Origin of the sequence: Streptococcus infantis (assembly GCF_019929575.1) — a bacterium.
GTDB classification, from domain to species: domain Bacteria; phylum Bacillota; class Bacilli; order Lactobacillales; family Streptococcaceae; genus Streptococcus; species Streptococcus infantis_L.
This window is the reverse complement of record NZ_JAHZPU010000023.1, coordinates 1-18359: the sequence shown is the minus strand read 5'-3', so window position 1 is coordinate 18359 and position 18359 is coordinate 1. Positions and strand designations below refer to the sequence as shown.

General features: G+C 41.9%; 16 protein-coding genes and 1 riboswitch. Of the genes, 5 read left to right on the top strand and 11 right to left on the bottom strand.

Annotated elements, in window-relative coordinates:
* Nucleotides 1–85: 85 nt before the first annotated feature.
* The 5 genes from K1I67_RS07485 to uvrA all read right to left on the bottom strand — a co-directional run bounded on the left by K1I67_RS07485 (nt 86) and on the right by uvrA (nt 8355).
* The gene (locus K1I67_RS07485; protein WP_223339461.1) at nt 86–658 is read right to left on the bottom strand and encodes an SP0191 family lipoprotein; all 573 of its coding nucleotides are present in this window, start codon (nt 656–658) and stop codon (nt 86–88) included.
* 66 nt (nt 659–724) lie between these two features.
* Nucleotides 725–1123 (bottom strand): transcriptional regulator Spx, encoded by a 399-nt coding sequence (spx, locus tag K1I67_RS07480; RefSeq protein ID WP_000591164.1) that lies wholly within the window; start codon nt 1121–1123, stop codon nt 725–727.
* A gap of 135 nt (nt 1124–1258) precedes the next feature.
* On the bottom strand, nt 1259–3919 hold the full coding sequence (gene mgtA, locus K1I67_RS07475) for a magnesium-translocating P-type ATPase (RefSeq protein WP_223339460.1): 2661 nt from the start codon (nt 3917–3919) through the stop codon (nt 1259–1261).
* Nucleotides 3920–4262: 343 nt separating this feature from the next.
* Nucleotides 4263–4416, bottom strand: a riboswitch (M-box (ykoK) riboswitch).
* Between the two features lie 53 nt (nt 4417–4469).
* Nucleotides 4470–5531: a M24 family metallopeptidase gene (locus tag K1I67_RS07470; RefSeq protein ID WP_223339459.1), complete on the bottom strand. Its 1062-nt coding sequence runs from the start codon at nt 5529–5531 to the stop codon at nt 4470–4472.
* Nucleotides 5524–8355 (bottom strand): excinuclease ABC subunit UvrA, encoded by a 2832-nt coding sequence (gene uvrA / locus K1I67_RS07465; RefSeq protein WP_223339458.1) that lies wholly within the window; start codon nt 8353–8355, stop codon nt 5524–5526. The genes K1I67_RS07470 and uvrA overlap by 8 nt, the downstream gene beginning before the upstream one ends.
* 142 nt (nt 8356–8497) lie before the next feature.
* Between uvrA and K1I67_RS07460 the strand changes: the two genes are divergently transcribed.
* The 4 genes from K1I67_RS07460 to K1I67_RS07445 all read left to right on the top strand — a co-directional run bounded on the left by K1I67_RS07460 (nt 8498) and on the right by K1I67_RS07445 (nt 11779).
* Nucleotides 8498–9442, top strand: coding sequence for a magnesium transporter CorA family protein (locus tag K1I67_RS07460; RefSeq protein WP_223140287.1), 945 nt, complete (start codon nt 8498–8500; stop codon nt 9440–9442).
* A 12-nt stretch (nt 9443–9454) separates the two neighbouring features.
* Nucleotides 9455–10129: a DUF1129 domain-containing protein gene (locus tag K1I67_RS07455; protein WP_223339457.1), complete on the top strand. Its 675-nt coding sequence runs from the start codon at nt 9455–9457 to the stop codon at nt 10127–10129.
* A 198-nt stretch (nt 10130–10327) separates the two neighbouring features.
* Nucleotides 10328–10591 (top strand): SemiSWEET family transporter, encoded by a 264-nt coding sequence (locus tag K1I67_RS07450; RefSeq protein ID WP_049496815.1) that lies wholly within the window; start codon nt 10328–10330, stop codon nt 10589–10591.
* A gap of 150 nt (nt 10592–10741) precedes the next feature.
* Nucleotides 10742–11779, top strand: coding sequence for a S66 family peptidase (locus tag K1I67_RS07445; protein WP_223339456.1), 1038 nt, complete (start codon nt 10742–10744; stop codon nt 11777–11779).
* A gap of 44 nt (nt 11780–11823) precedes the next feature.
* On the opposite strand, the gene K1I67_RS07440 is transcribed toward K1I67_RS07445, so the two are convergent.
* The 4 genes from K1I67_RS07440 to mutL form a co-directional block, all read right to left on the bottom strand.
* Nucleotides 11824–12498 carry a CPBP family intramembrane glutamic endopeptidase gene (locus K1I67_RS07440; RefSeq protein ID WP_223339455.1) on the bottom strand — a complete coding sequence of 225 codons (675 nt, stop codon included), beginning with the start codon at nt 12496–12498 and terminating at the stop codon, nt 11824–11826.
* Nucleotides 12495–13058 carry a DNA-3-methyladenine glycosylase I gene (locus K1I67_RS07435; protein ID WP_223339454.1) on the bottom strand — a complete coding sequence of 188 codons (564 nt, stop codon included), beginning with the start codon at nt 13056–13058 and terminating at the stop codon, nt 12495–12497. Before K1I67_RS07435 ends, K1I67_RS07440 begins: the two co-directional genes overlap by 4 nt.
* A gap of 9 nt (nt 13059–13067) precedes the next feature.
* Nucleotides 13068–13661 (bottom strand): Holliday junction branch migration protein RuvA, encoded by a 594-nt coding sequence (gene ruvA / locus K1I67_RS07430; protein ID WP_045762563.1) that lies wholly within the window; start codon nt 13659–13661, stop codon nt 13068–13070.
* A gap of 120 nt (nt 13662–13781) precedes the next feature.
* Nucleotides 13782–15731, bottom strand: coding sequence for a DNA mismatch repair endonuclease MutL (mutL, locus tag K1I67_RS07425; RefSeq protein ID WP_223339453.1), 1950 nt, complete (start codon nt 15729–15731; stop codon nt 13782–13784).
* A gap of 289 nt (nt 15732–16020) precedes the next feature.
* Between mutL and tyrS the strand changes: the two genes are divergently transcribed.
* Complete coding sequence (gene tyrS / locus K1I67_RS07420) at nt 16021–17277, top strand: tyrosine--tRNA ligase (RefSeq protein WP_223339452.1); 1257 nt, start codon at nt 16021–16023, stop codon at nt 17275–17277.
* 146 nt (nt 17278–17423) lie between these two features.
* Here the strand turns inward: tyrS and tnpA are convergent, their stop codons facing one another.
* Both tnpA and K1I67_RS07410 read right to left on the bottom strand, forming a co-directional pair.
* Nucleotides 17424–17888: an IS200/IS605 family transposase gene (tnpA, locus tag K1I67_RS07415; protein WP_223339451.1), complete on the bottom strand. Its 465-nt coding sequence runs from the start codon at nt 17886–17888 to the stop codon at nt 17424–17426.
* 359 nt (nt 17889–18247) lie between these two features.
* Nucleotides 18248–18359, bottom strand: a 112-nt coding sequence (locus K1I67_RS07410; protein ID WP_223339471.1) for a winged helix-turn-helix transcriptional regulator, incomplete at its 5' end; no start/stop codon positions are given.

The following is an 18359-nucleotide window of genomic DNA, read 5'->3' as shown; positions in this document are numbered from 1 at the left end:
CTTTCCTTAGAATAGTACTATTATAGCACATTCACGGTCGTTCTACAAATCACACAGTCTGATTCTGCTGATTTTCTATGACTTTTTACTGGATTGTTGCCCCATTTGCAACACGATTAGCAATATAGTCCTCTGGTTCGTTTTTCAATAGGTTTTCCAGTCCAACATTCTTCAAGTATTCGTTTTCGCTGGCTTTTTTGAGATCCAGTGTTTGGAAATCATAGCTTGTCTTAGTTTCCATTTCTTTCTCATTTAAAAGAGTCGTTTCAATGGTAAATCCTGAAATTTTTCGAGCTGCTTGAACTGTTTCATCCTTATCTTCAGCCTCTTTTAAAGCTTTTTTGGTTTCTTCTAAACCTTGCTCAGCAATAAACTGCTTTAGATCATCTGTGACTGGACGTTTCTGAATAATGGTTAAACTCAAGAATTGCTTACCTTTGTATGTAACTATTTGGGTCTGTTGATTCCCATTTTCATCAACAGGCAAAATAATCGTCTTGGTAACCACTGTATTATTAGTTGCATTTTCTAGGATGGGTAAGGTTGATTGAAGAGCTTCCTGCGTACTTTCAGTCGTAGACTCTGTAGACTCTTTTTTTTGTCCACACCCCACCAACATAAACAAAGCAACGAACATTCCGATTACTAACTTTTTCATAAATCTTCACCTTTTAAAATTGATAAATATTAGAGAAGGCCAGGAGTCACTCCCAGCCTTGATGTTTTATAGAGCCGCACGTAAACGCGCTTCTGCATTTTCCACATTACGAACAGAGCGTGGCAAAAAGGCACGGATATCGTCTTCCTTATAGCCGACTTGTAGGCGTTTCTCATCTACAAGAATCGGACTTTTCAAGATACGTGGTGTTTCCATAATTAAGTTGAGAACTTCATTCACACTCAAATCTTCGATATCAACACCAAGGGCCTTTGCATAACGATTTTTCGATGATACGATACTTGCAATTCCATTGTCTGTTTTTGTCAAAATATCAAGTAGTTCTTCTCTCGAAATTCCTTCCTTACCGAGGTTTTGTTCTTTATAACTTAACTGGTGGGCATTGAGCCAGGTCTTCGCTTTTTTACAGCTAGTACAACTTGAGACTGTATAAATTTTGATCATGTACCTACCCCTTTCGCTACATGTTACTATCAGTTTAAACTATTATACCATAAAAAACATCGGACTTGCGACCTATTTTAAAAAAATTTTAACTTTTTTGGCAATTTTTGAACTTTTTTCTTGACAAAAGACGAACTATAACCATTCTTTATACTTCTTAATGTAAAATTTCTTAATAACTGTGACGCTAAACATATACAAGAAAATAATACAGATTAAAAACAAGAAGTAAGGAAGTCCTAACGGTGCTAGACGAAGTATATTTACTAGTGGTCCATAAGGTAGACTGGTTACGAAAAAGGCTGCAACCAGAGTCATCAAAATCACAAGCCAAGCTGGTCTGCTTTGTACAAAAGGAACTTTTGCTGTACGAAGCATATGGATGACCATGGTTTGAGACCACATAGATTCTATGAACCATCCTGTCTGAAACAAGATAATAAACTGAAGGGCAGATTCAGATCCGTGAATATAATGGTGACCTGTAATCATAGGAACAATGATAAGGTAGAGGAAGATAAAGGTTAAAATATCAAAGACAGATGAGATCGGGCCCATCCAGACCATAAATCGCGTAATGGATTTTGCTTCCCATGTATGGGGTTGTTTGAGGAAGTCTTGATCCACATTATCAAACGGCAAAGCCACACAGGACAAATCATAAACTAGATTTAGGACGATTAGATGTACAGGAGCCATTGGTAGAAATGGTAAGAAGATACTCGCAACAAGGAGTGAGAAGATATTCCCAAAGTTTGAACTGACGGTCATCTTAATGTACTTGGTCATGTTGGCATAGACCTTACGTCCTTCCACGATACCCGTTTCAAGAACCATGAGATCCTTATCTAGCAAAATAACATCCGCTGTTTCTTTGGCAATATCGACTGCAGTATCAACAGAAATACCCACATCTGCAACCTTCATGGAAGGAGCATCGTTGATACCATCTCCCATATAACCAACACCATGACCATTTCTCTTTAACTGTAGAATGATACGAGCTTTTTGGTCAGGAGACAATTTAGCAAATACTGTCACTCTTTCAACCGCTTCAGCCAATTCTTGATCTGTCATTTTGTCGACATCAGATCCCAAGAGCATATGTTCAACGTCCAAACCAACCTTTTCACAGATGGCTTGAGTTACTTTTTCGTTATCCCCAGTTAAAATTTTTGTGCTGACACCATGTTCAAGCAAAGCCTGAATAGCTGGTGCTGCTGACGGTTTTGGTGGATCCAAGAAGGCAAGGTAACCAGTAAGAATCATGTCACTCTCATCAGTCACAGCATAGGCATAATCTTCTCGTAGATCTGACTTGTAGCCAACACCTAACACACGCAAACCTTGACGGTTTAATTGACCAACTTCTGCTAGTACCTCTTGGCGAATGTCTTCGGTTAGGGGAATGATTTCTCCGTGGTATTCCACATGTGTCGAAATAGTTAACATTTCTTCCAAAGCGCCTTTGGTCACCATACTAACAACATTGCTGTCATCTTTGACGATAACACTCATACGTCTACGTTCAAAATCAAATGGTAGTTCGTCGATTTTTTGGAAGCTGGTGTCTAGATTTTGTAGGATAACATGTTCCTTGGCTTCTTTTTCAGTTCTACTGATGATAGCACGGTCCATCAAGTTCTTCAAACCTGTTTGAAAATGTGAATTTAGATAAGCTCTTCTTAAGACTGCCATATCCAAATCGCCATGTATATCCAAAGGATACTCTAAAACAATCTCATCTTGCGTTAAAGTTCCAGTTTTATCCGTACATAGGATATCGATTGCTCCTAAGTCCTGGATGGCATTGAGTTTTTTAATGACGACCTTTTCTTTGGCCATGATGATAGAACCTTTTGCCAAGCTAGCTGTAATAATCATGGGAAGCATTTCTGGTGTAAGTCCGACACCCACGCTCAAGGCAAACACTCCAGCCTCTAGCCAGTCTCCATCGGTCAAACCATTTGCGAAAAACACGATTGGAACCATGACAAGCATCAAGCGGATCAAGAGCCAGGAAATGCTGTTCATTTCACGTTCAAAAGAAGTTGGTTCATCATAGGTATTAAGAGTTTGCTCGATGGCTCCCATCATGGTGTCATCACCAACCGCTAGAACCATAGCCGTAGCACTTCCTGAGATAACGTTTGTTCCCATAAAGGCCAAGGATTCTGCTTCTAAAAGGCTATCTATATTTTGACTAGTGGCTTTATTTAAAGCTAGCTTTTCAACTGCATCACTTTCTCCAGTCAAACCTGATTGTTGAACGAAAAAGTCACGGGATTCAAATAAGATAACATCGGCTGGAATCATGTCTCCCGCACTCAATTTCACGAGATCTCCCACAACCAACTCATCGATTGGCAACTCTTGTTCAAGATCATCACGAATGACGGTTGCCGTATTGACAATCATTTTTGAAAGGTTGGTTGTTGCCTTATCGCTTCGCAACTCTTGGACAAAACGAATCCCTCCTGAAATCAATACCAAGACAACGATAATGATAGAGGTCGTTGGGTCCTCTTGACCAGGTTTGGCAAGCCAAACGTTTGTAACGAGAGAAATAAAGGCAATCACAAGCAAAATGATTGTGAAAGGATTGATAATGGACTCATAAATCTTTTTAAAGATGGAATCCTCTTGACCTTTTGTGATGGTGTTTTCACCATATAGGTCACGGTTTTCTTCGACTTGTTCTTGGTCTAAGCCTTTTAGACTTGTATGGTAAAAAGCTAGACTATCTTTTAATGGAGTTTGAATAGCTGCTGCTAGTCTTTCTTTTGTAGTTTTCATTGGTTTCTCCTATCTGTATGAATGATAATTTCATACTCAATGAAAATCAAAGAGCAAACTAGGAAACTAGCCGCAGGTTGCTCAAAACACCGTTTTGAGGTTGTGGATAGAACTGACGAAGTCAGTAACACATATACGGCAAGGCGACGTTGACGTGGTTTGAATTTGATTTTCGAAGAGTATCATACACAGGAACCAATCACTTTATAAGGACAGAACGACACAAATCAGCGATTGGCTGTGTATGTGCGGTTCTGGATGATCGTCAATTTGCATCGTTTGTCTCCTTCCTTTGTGCTAAAACAGCAGAAAGTCCTGCCATAAAATGGCAGGACAAAAAACTCATTATCTGTTTTCCTTCAAGCTTTAACTCCATAGGGCAATGTAATGAGCTTAGTCTTGACCTTCGCGACCAGGACTGTTGACCAACGAGTAGTGTCTCCACTGCTTTGCGGTAGTCATCCGTATCCCTATGGTAGCCTCACCTACCGTTTTCGCCTTTCAGTATAAACCTTTAAAATATAAAAGTCAACGATTTATCTCATTTTTCTTAGATAACAATCAATTCTTTTGGAGCAAGGGTCAACAACTCACAACCGTTATCTGTAATCAGGATATCATCTTCGATACGAACTCCGTATTTACCTTCGATATAGATACCAGGTTCATCAGTCAAGACCATACCAGTTTTAATGACTTCTTTTGAAGTTTGACTAAAGTAAGGTTCTTCGTGGATATCAAGTCCGATACCGTGTCCGATACCGTGTGTAAAGTATTCTCCATAGCCCGCTTCCACAATGATATCACGAGGAATCTTGTCAAAGTCACGGAAACCTAAGCCAGCCTTAGCTTGGTCAATCAATGCTTGGTTAGCCTTTAAAACAGTGTTGTAAATTTCTTCTTGCTCCTCACTAACATGACCTAGGTAAACAGTTCGTGTCATGTCACTCACATAGTGATCATAAAGACAACCGAAGTCCATAGTGATAGCTTCGCCTAGTTCTACTGGCTTATGCATAGGATGAGCGTGGGGTTTAGAAGAGTTGATGCCACTCGCTAAGATTGTGTCAAAAGACAAATCTGCCGCTCCCAACTTACGCATACGGAAATCAAGGAAGTTGGCAATTTCAATCTCTGTCTTACCTGGCTTGATAAAGTCAAGAGCATCATGGAAAGCTTGGTCTGAGATGGAACAAGCCTTGCGAATAGTCGCAATTTCTGTCTCATCCTTAATCATGCGAAGGGCTTCAACAAACTGAGATTGAGGAAGTAATTCCAAACCTTCAAAGGCGGTTTGCATGCGATGGTAATAAGAAACTGAGATCTCATCTTCAAACCCGATACGAGAAAGCCCCATATCTTTTGCAATCTTTGCGATAGTAGCTAACTCATCACGCTCTGCAAAAATCTCAAAACCAGTTACTTCTTGCTTAGCAGCGATGATATAGCGGGCATCTGTCACCAAGACCTGACGGTCACGGCTGATGAAGACTGTCCCATTTGAACCCCAAAATCCTGTCAAATAGTAGACATTTTTAAGGTTATTGATAATGATTCCATCTAGTTCTTTTTCTTGCATCTTATCTAAAAATGCTTGCACACGTTTATTCATGATGTAACTTTCCTTTCAAATACTGTCCTGTATAGCTAGCTTCATTGGCAGCTACTTCCTCTGGTGTTCCTGTTGCGATAATAGTACCACCGCCAACACCACCTTCTGGTCCTAGGTCGATAATATGATCTGCTGTTTTGATAACATCTAGATTGTGCTCAATGACGAGAACTGTATTGCCATCATCGACAAAGCGAGACAAAACGGTGAGTAGTCGAGCGATGTCCTCAGTATGCAAACCAGTTGTCGGTTCATCTAAAATGTAGAAAGACTTCCCTGTTGAGCGCTTGTGGAGTTCACTAGCCAGCTTCATACGCTGGGCCTCCCCTCCAGAAAGTGTCGTAGCTGGTTGTCCCAAGGTCACATAACCTAGACCAACATCTTTGATGGTCTGGAGTTTGCGTTGAATTTTCGGAATATGTTGGAAAAATTCTACTGCGTCATTGACCGTCATATCCAAGACTTGCGAGATATTCTTTTCCTTGTAGTGAACTTCTAGCGTTTCACTGTTGTAGCGAGTCCCATGACAGACTTCGCAGGCTACGTAAACATCTGGCAAGAAGTGCATCTCAATCTTGATAATCCCGTCACCCGAGCAAGCTTCACAGCGACCGCCCTTGACGTTGAAACTGAAACGCCCCTTCTTATAGCCACGAATCTTGGCTTCATTTGTCTGAGAAAAGAGGTCTCGAATGTCATCAAAGACACCTGTATAGGTCGCAGGGTTGGACCTCGGTGTTCGTCCAATTGGACTCTGGTCAATATCTATCAGACGGTCGATATGTTCGATTCCTGTAATCGTCTTAAACTTACCAGGTTTGTCTGAATTGCGATTGAATTTTTGAGCAATGGCTTTTTTGAGAATACTGTTAACGAGGGTCGACTTCCCTGAGCCAGAGACACCTGTCACCGCAATGAATTTTCCGAGTGGGAAGCGAGCGGTGATGTTTTGCAAGTTGTTCTCACGCGCTCCTGTCACTTCAATAAAGCGTCCATTCCCAACACGGCGTTCCGTCGGTACTGGAATTGCACGTTTACCTGACAGATACTGTCCTGTAATGGATTTGCTGTTGCGAGCTACCTGCTTAGGCGTTCCTGCAGCAACAATTTCTCCACCAAAGACCCCTGCTCCAGGACCGACGTCAATCAGATAATCGGCTTCTCGCATGGTGTCTTCATCGTGTTCTACCACGATGAGAGTGTTACCCAAATCGCGCATTTTTTTCAGACTGGCAATCAAACGATCATTGTCCCTCTGGTGAAGACCGATTGACGGCTCGTCCAGGATATAAAGGACACCTGAGAGATTGGAACCAATCTGAGTCGCCAAACGAATACGTTGACTCTCCCCTCCTGATAATGTTCCTGCTGAACGAGAAAGCGTCAGATAGTTAAGGCCCACGTTATTGAGGAAGGTCAAGCGATCCTTGATTTCCTTCAGGATAGGACGAGCGATGATAGCTTCATTTTCAGATAGGGTTAGTTGATCAATGACCTCCAAATGGTCTGCAATGGAGAGGTCTGAAATTTCTCCGATATGGAGTCCTTTTTCTCCCCCTACTCGAACAGATAAGGCTTGGTCATTGAGACGATAACCATGACAAGTGCCACAAGTCAGCTCATTCATATAAAGACGCATCTGAGTACGAGTGTAGTCGCTATTGGTTTCATGGTAGCGACGCTTGATATTACCAAGCACTCCTTCAAATGGAATGTCGATATCACGAACTCCGCCGAATTCATTCTCATAGTGGAAATGGAATTCTTTCCCATCTGAACCATAAAAAATGAGATGTTTATCCGCCTCAGACAAGTCCTCAAAAGGCCTATCCATGTCCACTCCGAAGGCTGTCATGGCTTGTTCTAGCATATTTGGATAATAGTTAGAAGAGATAGGGTTCCAAGGTGCTAATGCTCCCTCACCAAGGGTCTTACTAGCATCTGGCACTACTAGATCCGTATCAACCTCTAGCTTGATCCCCAAACCATCACACTCACTACATGAACCAAACGGTGCATTGAAAGAGAAGAGACGAGGTTCTAGTTCTGGAACCGTAAAGCCACATACTGGACAAGCGTAGTGTTCTGAGAAGAGTAACTCCGAATCATCCATGGTATCGATAACCACATAACCTTCTGCGATACGAAGGGCTGCTTCAACCGAATCAAAGAGACGACTACGGATACCTTCCTTGATGATAATACGGTCTACCACCACGTCAATGTTGTGTTGTTTATTTTTTTCAAGTTCAGGAACTTCGGTCACATCGTAGACAACTCCATCGACACGGACACGGACGTAACCATCTTTTTGAATCTTTTCAATCAGCGTCTTATGCTGACCCTTTTTCTTACGAATAACAGGAGCCAAAATCTGCAGACGCTGGCGCTCTGGCAATTCTAAAACCTTGTCTACAATCTGTTCAACAGAAGAAGCCTTGATAGCCCCATGTCCATTGATACAGTAGGGTGTTCCTACACGAGCATAGAGGAGACGCAGATAGTCGTTGATTTCCGTCGTTGTCCCAACCGTCGAACGAGGATTTTTACTGGTCGTCTTCTGGTCAATGGAAATAGCAGGACTAAGACCATCGATAGAGTCCACATCTGGTTTTTCCATATTCCCTAAGAACTGACGAGCGTAGGCTGATAGACTCTCTACATAGCGGCGTTGCCCTTCTGCATAAAGAGTATCAAAGGCAAGACTGGACTTGCCCGAACCCGACAGCCCCGTCACCACAACTAGCTTGTCTCGTGGAATTTCCACGTCAATATTTTTTAAATTATGGGCGCGTGCCCCATGGATGACAATCTTATCTTGCATGTTACTTCTTTCTAGTCCATTGTTGCTTTCCATTATACCAAAAAAAGTGAAATTCTATTACCAAAAAAGCCGAATTTGTAGTATAATAGTACGGTGTCAAAAATCACTGAAACACGGATTAGATTAGGAAAGGATAAGAGATATGAAGCAAGTCTTTCTCTCAACTACAACTGAATTTAAAGAGATTGATACGCTCCAGCCGGGCACTTGGATCAATCTCGTCAATCCTACACAAAGCGAATCGATGGAAATCGCCTCAGCCTTTGATATTGATATCGCAGACCTCCGTGCACCGCTCGATGCGGAAGAGATGTCTCGTATCACCATCGAAGATGAGTACACCTTGATTATCGTAGACGTCCCCATTACTGAGGAAAGAAACAACCAGACCTACTATGTGACTATTCCCTTGGGGATTATCATCACAGAAGAGGCCATTATTACCACTTGTTTGGAACCTCTACCACTTCTTGATGTCTTTATCAATCGTAGGCTTCGAAATTTCTATACCTTTATGCGTTCCCGCTTTATCTTCCAGATTCTCTACCGCAATGCGGAGATTTACCTAACCGCCCTCCGTTCCATCGAACGTAAGAGTGAGCAGATTGAGAGTCAACTTCACAAATCTACTCGAAACGAAGAATTGATCGAACTCATGGAGTTGGAAAAGACCATCGTCTACTTCAAAGCTTCTCTGAAGACAAATGAGCGCGTGATTAAAAAATTGACCAGCGCAACTAGCAATATTAAGAAATACCTTGAAGACGAAGATTTACTTGAAGATACCTTGATTGAAACGCAACAGGCCATCGAGATGGCAGATATCTATGGAAACGTCCTTCACTCTATGACAGAGACCTTTGCCTCTATCATTTCAAACAACCAGAACAATATCATGAAAACCTTGGCCCTCGTGACCATCGTTATGTCTGTGCCGACCATGATTTTCTCAGCCTACGGAATGAACTTTAAGGATAATGAAATTCCTTTAAACGGAGAACCGCACGCTTTCTGGCTCATCGTCTTTATCGCCTTTGCTATGAGTGTTTCCCTCACTCTTTACCTCATCCATAAAAAATGGTTCTAAACAGGAGTTATTATGTCACAGATTGATTTACAAGAATTAACAAAGAAAAACCAGGAATTTATCCATATTGCAACCCAGCAATTTCTCAAGGACGGGAAAACCGATGCCGAAATCAAGGCTATCCTTGAAGAAGTCATTCCTCGTATCCTTGAAGAACAACCAAAGGGAGTGACAGCACGTTCTATCTACGGAGCACCAACTCACTGGGCTCATAGCTTCAGCGAAAAAGAGCAGTACGAAAAAGAACATCCAAAAGAAAACGACGATCCAAAATTGATGATGTTGGATTCAGCCCTTTTCATCACAGGATTATTTGCAGTAGTTAGTGCCTTGATGAGCTTCTTCTCAAACCAACCCGTTGCCTACGGATTGGTGACACTTATCAGTGTAGGAGCCTTTGGTGGAGTTGCCTTCTACCTTCTCTATCACTTCATTTACCGTTACTACGGACCAGATACCGACCGCAGCCAACGCCCTCCATTCTGGAAATCACTTTTGGTTATGTTAGCGACTATGTTTGCTTGGGTCTTCATCCTCTTCTTGAGTAACTTCCTTCCACAAGCCATCAACATTAGTCTCCCACCACTTGTTTTGTTGGTCATTGGAGGAGCTCTCCTTGCCCTACGTTTCTATCTCAAAAAACGTTTCAACATTAAGAGTGCAAGCGCAGGACCTGCTAGATATTAAGATAAACAAAAAAAGTAGTGTGTTTTGTAGACACACTACTTTTATTCTGTCTCCAAATCATTTTTCGATTCTCAAAAGAAGTAGACACATTTTCTAATAACATTCTAATGTAAAGTCTTCCCTTGGAATCCCGAGGTTTTATCCTTGATTCCAAGTTGTTTTTCTGTTATGCTAATAAAGTAATAAGGAGAAATATATATGACAAAACAGAGAATTAATCAAATTGTCGGTTCAATTGGTGCCTTTATCGGAATTATTGTATTTATAGCCTACATCCCCCAAATTTTTGCCAATTTACAAGGAAATAAAGCTCAACCATTCCAACCTTTATCAGCAGCTGTTTCTTGCTTAATCTGGGTCATTTATGGATGGACAAAAGAGCCTAAGAAAGATTGGATTCTAATCATTCCAAACTCGGCCGGGGTTGTCCTTGGCGGACTGACCTTCCTTACTGCTCTATAAGAATGCAACTACTATAAAAAGCAACCACATCGAACGGTTGCTTTTTTACTACTTTCGTGATCTAAAAGCCTTTTTCTGATTCTAATTCTTGTTGTTTCTCCTCATCCTTTGTGATACAATAGCATCAATTTATTTCTAGGAGGATGAGATATGGTTTCTACTATTGGTATTGTTAGTTTGTCTAGTGGCATTATCGGAGAAGACTTTGTCAAACACGAAGTAGACTTGGGTGTTCAACGTCTCAAGGGACTAGGCCTCAATCCTATCTTTTTACCGCATTCGCTAAAAGGCTTAGACTTTATTAAAGAACATCCTGAAGCTCGTGCAGAGGATTTGATTCAGGCCTTTTCTGATGATAGTATCGACATGATCCTATGCGCCATCGGTGGAAACGATACCTATCGTTTATTACCCTATCTTTTTGAAAATGACCAACTACAAAAGGTTATCAATCAAAAAATTTTTCTTGGCTTCTCAGATACAACCATGAACCATCTCATGTTGCATAAACTAGGAATCAAGACTTTTTATGGTCAATCCTTTTTAGCAGACATTTGTGAATTAGACAAGGAAATGCTTGACTATAGCCTTCACTACTTTAAAGAATTGATTGAGACTGGTAGAATCTCAGAAATTCGCCCTAGTAACGTTTGGTACGAGGAACGGACTGATTTTAGTCCCAAAGCCTTGGGAACACCTCGTATCAATCATACAAATACTGGTTTTGACTTGTTACAAGGAAATGCCCAGTTCGAGGGAGAAATCCTCGGTGGTTGTCTCGAATCTCTCTACGATATCTTTGACAACTCTCGATACGCAGACAGCACGGAGCTCTGCCAAAAATACAAACTTTTCCCTGACTTGTCAGACTGGGAAGAAAAAATCCTCTTGCTAGAGACAAGCGAAGAAAAGCCTGAGCCAGAATATTTCAAAAAGATGTTGCAGACTTTAAAGGAAAATGGGATATTCGAGGTTATCAGTGGACTCTTGGTCGGAAAACCTATGGATGAAACTTTCTATGACGACTATAAAGAGGCACTATTGGATATCATTGACAGCAATATCCCGATTGTCTATAATCTGAATATCGGACACGCAACTCCAAGAGCGATCGTCCCCTTCGGAGTCCACGCCTATGTAGATGCAACGAAGCAAGTCATTCGCTTTGACTATAACAAAGAAAGCTGAGATGAATTTCTCAGCTTTTTTCAGTATCGTTACTAGCATTTTCATCACATACTACCGATAGCTAAAATAATAAAGGATAGGCTATTGCCTAACATATGAACCAGTAGGGGATAGTAGATGTTCTCCTTTTCTTTCACATAAATAATAGAAAAGGCAAGGCCACCACCTAGGTATCCGACTGCACCGACCCACTCTGATAAACTTAAATTATGCATATGAGTCAGTGCAAAGATAAATCCTACCAGAAGAATGCTTAGCCAACTTGGCAGACTTTTCTGCAAGTGATGCAATAAGAGCTGACGGAAAAAGAGTTCTTCCACCAAAGGTCCAATGATGCAGGCGAAAACTGCTATCAGTATTGGTTGCTCTTGAAAGTTGCTTTGAATATTCGACTGATTTAGACCTTGTTCGACCAGCCAAAAAAACTGCCTCAACAACTCTGATACAAATCCAAAGGCAACAGTCATCAGAATGAGAAAGAGCCATCCTGTTAAGACGCCAAAGAAGAATTTTCTTTTAGTTTTTCTAATCTCATTCCATTGTTGGATTAATCTATCCTTGAACAAGAAAGAGCCGTATAGTGCTAATACTACATAGACTAGATAATTTGCAATGGTAGACGGCATCAAGGAAGCCAACCATCTAACGCCATCAAACACAAAGAGAATGGTATAGAGGAGCCCAAAAATCAGAATTCCCTTATTTTTGTTAGACATCATTTAAGACCCTTCCATTCACAATCATTCTCATGGTCATCAACTAGCCCTGCAGCTTGTAGAAAGGATAAAACAGCGACTGGTCCTGTGAACTTGAAGCCACGTTTTTTGAGATCCTTGGATATTTTTTCAGACAAAGGCGTTTTGGCTGGTGCTTGACTGTAGTCCCAGATATCATTAACGATGGTTTTCCCATCTACAAAAGACCAGAGATAAGCATCAAACGATCCAAATTCGTCCTGGACTTGTAAAAAGGCTTGAGCATTAGCACGCGTCGCAAAAATCTTGGCGCGATGACGAATGATAGCTGGATTTTCTAACAAAGATTCCAGTTCTTCATCCGTCATGTCTGCAACAGCTTGAATTTGGTAACCATGAAAAGCTTGACGGAAGGCCTGCCGTTTATTGAGCACCGTCTCCCAAGATAGACCAGCCTGATAGGTCTCCATACAGAGCAACTCAAAAAGCGCTTGGTCATCATGGAGAGGTTGGCCCCATTCCTCATCATGGTAAGCTATATATAACGGATTGGTCATTTTGACCCAGCCACAGCGTTTTGGCATAGAAATCTCCTATTTCACCAACATCTTAAGGGCAGATTTGATGTAGTTTTCAGCAGTATCTGAAGTTCCTTCAAAGAATTTCTTGATCTTCTTAAGCTCGGTCGCCTTGTAACCCAAGGCCAACATGGCTTCCATGGCTTCTTCCAATTCTTGGTTGTCGTTGCTAGATGGAGTAGCAGTCTTAGCAGGGAGGTCATCACCTGCCACAACCACCTTACCTTCTAGGTCCAAAACCATCTGTTGGGCTGTTTTCTTGCCGATCTTCGGAAACTTGGTCAAGTAAGTGATGTTCTTGCTTTCGATAGCTTGGACAAGGCCTGCATTGTCATCCGCCGCAATAATAGCCAGAGCAGAAACCGGGCCAATGCCCGACACCGAAATCAAGCTGAGAAAGAGTTTTTTCTCGTCTTCTGAACGGAAACCGTAAAGTAGATGAGCGTCTTCGCGAACTACTTGATGCACGTAGATTTGCGCTTCTTGATTGACTTGTCCTGAGTAAGCATAGGGGTTGGCTACATGCAGGATGTAGCCGATGCCGTTAGCTTCTAGAACGATGTATTTAGCAGTAATTTTGGTAATGATACCTTTTAGATATTCGTACATAATTTTCCCTTCAATTTATACTCAATGAAAATCAAATAGTAAGCTAGGAAGCTAACCGTAGGCACAACTTGAATTAGGCAAGGTAAGGCTGACGCAGTTTAAAGAGATTTTCGAAGAGTATTAGTATTTGCCTAGTTCTCGTAGACTCGTGTGATTTTCCTGAATGCGACGGAACATCTTTTCCATGTCTGACTTGGTAAAATGCACCAAAACAGGACGTCCGTGTGGACAGTTGTAGGGGTTGTCACATTGAGAGAGCTGATAGAGGAGTTGTCTAGCTGAGTGATCATCGATACGATGGTTGGCTTTGATTGAGCGTTTGCAGGACATCATAATGGCCAGCTCTGCTCGGTATTTCTTGATAGAAACTTCCTTGGTCAAGAGGAGCATATCACACATCTCATAGATACCTGACTCGATTTCCTCTTCTGCCATCCAAATGGGATGTTCCCGAAGGATGAATTGATTTTCTCCATACTCTGCTAGAAAGACACCAACTTCCTCTAAAAGAGGCATTCTTTCCTTGAGACGAAGGACATCATCCGCCGGAAATTCAAAGATATAGGGCACTAGGAGCTGCTGCTGACTCTGGTCAACATTGCCAATACTTTCGCGGTACTCTTCGTACTTAACCCGTTCCTGGGCCGCATGCTGGTCTATGATGTAGAGACCATCTCGACCTTGAGCAAAGAGATAGGTTCCGTGCATTTGCCCGAAAAATTCCAACTCTGGAAAACTCGACGACTCTTCGCGCTCCAACTTATCATAAGCCTTATCCAAACTAGCCATATCTAACTCTGGATGATCCAATTGGTCGTAGCTGACAGGCCTTCTCTCTGCAAAATGCAGTTTAGCTGGCTTGGTCAACTGATCCAATGTTTCCTTAGCGAAGAGGCTCAAATCCTGTTTCTCTTCAGTCAAGTCTACTTGACTGTCTGAAACCTCAGCTGGAATAGAGCTTGTTGCTTCCGTTTGCTCGTAGTAGAGATTGTTTTCTTTAAGTGGGAGAATGGTTTGCTCTACTTTTTCACGATTGCGAACGGTAGACTTTGCAAGATTTTCCAAGGCATCTGGAATCAAGGTCTGTTCCTTTAGACTCTTTGCGATAGCTTCTGAAACCAGCGCCATCAGTTCTCTTTCCTTGGAAATCCGCACTTCTTGCTTGGTTGGATGTACATTGACATCTGCTAGATAAGGATCGATATGAATGTGAATAACGGCTAGTGGAAAACGCCCCACCATGAGCTTACTGCCGTAACCATCTAAAATAGCACGATTGAGCAGGAAGTTTTTGATATAACGTCCATTGATAAAGAGGCTGATGTAGTTGCGATTAGCCCGCGTCAATTCAGGTAATGAGACAAAACCTGAAATTTCAAAGTCTAGGTCAGAATTTTCAATCTCAACCATCTTTTTGGCACTGGCTAAACCATAAATCCCAGCAATGGCTTGACGCAGTTGACCCGTCCCAGCTGTCCGTGTCATCTCCTTGCCATCGCTAATCAGGCTAAAGGAAATCTCAGGATGGGCTAGCCCCAAACGGTTGACAACATCAATGATGTGAGACAACTCCGCCTGCTGACTCTTCATATACTTGAGACGAGCTGGTGTATTGAAAAAAAGATCCTCCACACAAACCTTGGTCCCAACAGGGCTGGTCGCTGGGATGATTTCTTCTACTTCTCCCCCACGAGCAACTAACTTGGTCCCGTGACTTGCACCCTCTACTGCAGTCAAAAGAGTCAGTACACTAACAGAAGCGATAGAAGGCAAGGCTTCACCACGAAAACCGAGGGTCCGAATCCGAAAGAGATCCGCTTGATTCTTAATCTTACTAGTCGCATGACGGCGGAGGGCTAACTCGACTTCATCGTGGGCAATCCCGTGCCCGTTATCGGTGATTTGGATTTTCTTAAGACCAGCTTCTTCGATCTCAACGATAATCTGGCTAGAACCAGCATCGATAGCATTTTCAACCAACTCTTTAACTACGCTGGCAGGACGTTCGATAACTTCTCCTGCCGCAATCTGGTTGGCCAAAACCTCTGGCAATTCAATAATATGAGACATCTTTCAGCCCCTTTCTTAACTGTTTTTATCTATTTCTCTGAAAATAATACTCTTCAAAAATCAAATTCAAACCACGTCAGTCTCGCCTTGCCGTACTCGAGTACAGCCTTCGGCTAGCTTCCTAGTTTGCTCTTTGATTTTCATTGAGTATAAGCTAGTGCTATTATACCATATTTCACTCGTTTCCAAAAAAGTCCAAGCAGCAACTTTCTTCCCGATTTTACTAGGTTATTTGCCAAGTTTGTGGTAAAATAGGTAGAAACAATATTTTAAAAAGGAGAAAAGACACATGCACATTTTTGATGAGCTAAAAGAGCGTGGTTTGATTTTTCAAACGACTGATGAAGAAGCTTTGCGTAAAGCCCTAGAAGAAGGTCAAGTTTCTTATTATACTGGCTACGATCCAACTGCTGACAGCCTTCACCTAGGTCACCTTGTCGCAATCTTGACAAGTCGTCGTTTGCAGCTAGCAGGTCACAAACCTTATGCGCTCGTTGGCGGTGCTACAGGTCTCATCGGAGATCCGTCCTTCAAAGATGCTGAGCGTAGTCTCCAAACAAAAGACACAGTAGATGGCTGGGTCAAGTCTATCCAAGGACAACTTTCTCGCTTTCTTGATTTTGAAAATGGTGAAAATAAAGCTGTTATGGTCAACAACTACGACTGGTTTGGCAGCATCAGCTTCATTGACTTCCTCCGTGATATCGGAAAATACTTCACTGTCAACTACATGATGAGCAAGGAGTCTGTGAAGAAACGTATTGAAACAGGGATTTCTTACACTGAGTTTGCCTACCAAATCATGCAAGGGTATGACTTCTTTGTTTTGAACCAAGAGCACAATGTAACCCTTCAAATCGGTGGTTCTGACCAATGGGGAAATATGACTGCTGGTACAGAATTGCTTCGTCGTAAGGCTGACAAGACTGGTCACGTAATCACTGTTCCACTCATCACAGACGCGACTGGTAAGAAATTTGGTAAATCTGAAGGAAACGCTGTTTGGCTCAATCCTGAAAAGACTTCCCCATACGAAATGTACCAATTCTGGATGAACGTTATGGACGCTGACGCTGTTCGCTTCTTGAAAATCTTTACTTTCTTGTCATTAGACGAGATTGAAGACATCCGCAAACAATTTGAAGCGGTGCCACACGAACGCTTGGCTCAAAAAGTCTTGGCTCGTGAAGTCGTGACTCTTGTTCACGGAGAAGAAGCCTACAAGGAAGCCCTCAATATCACAGAGCAACTCTTTGCAGGAAACATCAAAAACCTTTCTGTCAAAGAACTCAAACAAGGACTTCGTGGTGTGCCAAACTACCAAGTACAAGCAGACGAAAACCACAATATCGTGGAACTCCTCGTGTCTTCTGGCGTGGTTAACTCAAAACGCCAAGCCCGTGAAGACGTCCAAAACGGTGCTATCTACGTCAATGGTGATCGCATCCAAGACCTTGACTATGTCTTGAGTGATAGCGATAAATTGGAAAACGAATTGACCGTTATCCGCCGTGGTAAGAAGAAATACTTTGTATTGACTTATTAAGAAAATCATAACCACCCGTCTAACGGGTGGTTTGCACCAGGGCTATAAGCCCAAATTCCCAGCCAGCGCCTAAAGACGCTGGCTTTCACGTTGTTCAAGCCTCATTGCTCTTGACTCGTCACTTGCCTCTTAAAGAGGCTTTAGTATTACTTGCCACTATCCCTAAAGGGATCCTCATATTCTTTTACACTCAATTTATCTAGTGCTATATCATGCATTTCCTGCTCTTGAATATATTTCTTAATTGTGGCTTCATTAAGCCCTACTGTACTCACATAATAACCTTCCGCCCAGAAATGCCGATTTCCAAACTTATATTTCAAATTGGCGTGTTTGTCAAACATCATGAGTGCACTCTTACCTTTTAAATACCCCATAAAACTTGAAACACTTATCCTCGGTGGAATACTTACTAACATATGTACATGATCTGGCATCAAGTGTCCTTCGATAATTTCAACACCTTTATAACTACACAAGCGATGAAATATTTCACCTAAACTACTCCGATATTGATTATAGATGACTTTTCGTCTATACTTAGGGGTGAACACAATGTGATACTTACAGTGCCACTTTGTGTGTGATAAACTATGAGACTTTTGTACCATGGTTTTCTCCTTTCGCTTTACAATTGGCTTGAACACCTTTATTGTATCGCGTTTGGAGTTTTTTTGGTATAACCTTCGACGCGCACCCGCATAGCGGGTGGTTTATTTGTCTCGCACCTCACGGAGCGAGACGGACTAATAGTCACATAAACAAAAACCGCGAAGTTTGGTATTAACTTCGTGGTTTTCTTATACACTTTTTCTAGAATTATCCCCGTTTTTTGCTGCGCAACAAAGCTTGGTTGATTCGTTTAGTTTTCTTATGGAGTTGCCAAATCTAATACAACCAAATTAGGCCGTAAATTGTTAGAAAGATCAACTAAAGGATTGGGCTCCGTATGGTGCCCCCAGCCAAAAATTTATTGCAGACATTCTTTTCCCCATTGATTTAAGTCCTTTAAAATCGGCATCAGTGATTTGCCTTTTTCTGTTAGCTGATATTCTGTATGGAGTGGCATAGATTCAAAATCG

Coding starts and splice junctions, on each gene's coding strand:
- K1I67_RS07485 (WP_223339461.1), bottom strand. CDS start 658: ATGAAAAAGTTAGTAATCGGAATGTTCGTTGCTTTGTTTATGTTGGTG.
- spx (WP_000591164.1), bottom strand. CDS start 1,123: ATGATCAAAATTTATACAGTCTCAAGTTGTACTAGCTGTAAAAAAGCG.
- mgtA (WP_223339460.1), bottom strand. CDS start 3,919: ATGAAAACTACAAAAGAAAGACTAGCAGCAGCTATTCAAACTCCATTA.
- K1I67_RS07470 (WP_223339459.1), bottom strand. CDS start 5,531: ATGAATAAACGTGTGCAAGCATTTTTAGATAAGATGCAAGAAAAAGAA.
- uvrA (WP_223339458.1), bottom strand. CDS start 8,355: ATGCAAGATAAGATTGTCATCCATGGGGCACGCGCCCATAATTTAAAA.
- K1I67_RS07460 (WP_223140287.1), top strand. CDS start 8,498: ATGAAGCAAGTCTTTCTCTCAACTACAACTGAATTTAAAGAGATTGAT.
- K1I67_RS07455 (WP_223339457.1), top strand. CDS start 9,455: ATGTCACAGATTGATTTACAAGAATTAACAAAGAAAAACCAGGAATTT.
- K1I67_RS07450 (WP_049496815.1), top strand. CDS start 10,328: ATGACAAAACAGAGAATTAATCAAATTGTCGGTTCAATTGGTGCCTTT.
- K1I67_RS07445 (WP_223339456.1), top strand. CDS start 10,742: ATGGTTTCTACTATTGGTATTGTTAGTTTGTCTAGTGGCATTATCGGA.
- K1I67_RS07440 (WP_223339455.1), bottom strand. CDS start 12,498: ATGATGTCTAACAAAAATAAGGGAATTCTGATTTTTGGGCTCCTCTAT.
- K1I67_RS07435 (WP_223339454.1), bottom strand. CDS start 13,058: ATGCCAAAACGCTGTGGCTGGGTCAAAATGACCAATCCGTTATATATA.
- ruvA (WP_045762563.1), bottom strand. CDS start 13,661: ATGTACGAATATCTAAAAGGTATCATTACCAAAATTACTGCTAAATAC.
- mutL (WP_223339453.1), bottom strand. CDS start 15,731: ATGTCTCATATTATTGAATTGCCAGAGGTTTTGGCCAACCAGATTGCG.
- tyrS (WP_223339452.1), top strand. CDS start 16,021: ATGCACATTTTTGATGAGCTAAAAGAGCGTGGTTTGATTTTTCAAACG.
- tnpA (WP_223339451.1), bottom strand. CDS start 17,888: ATGGTACAAAAGTCTCATAGTTTATCACACACAAAGTGGCACTGTAAG.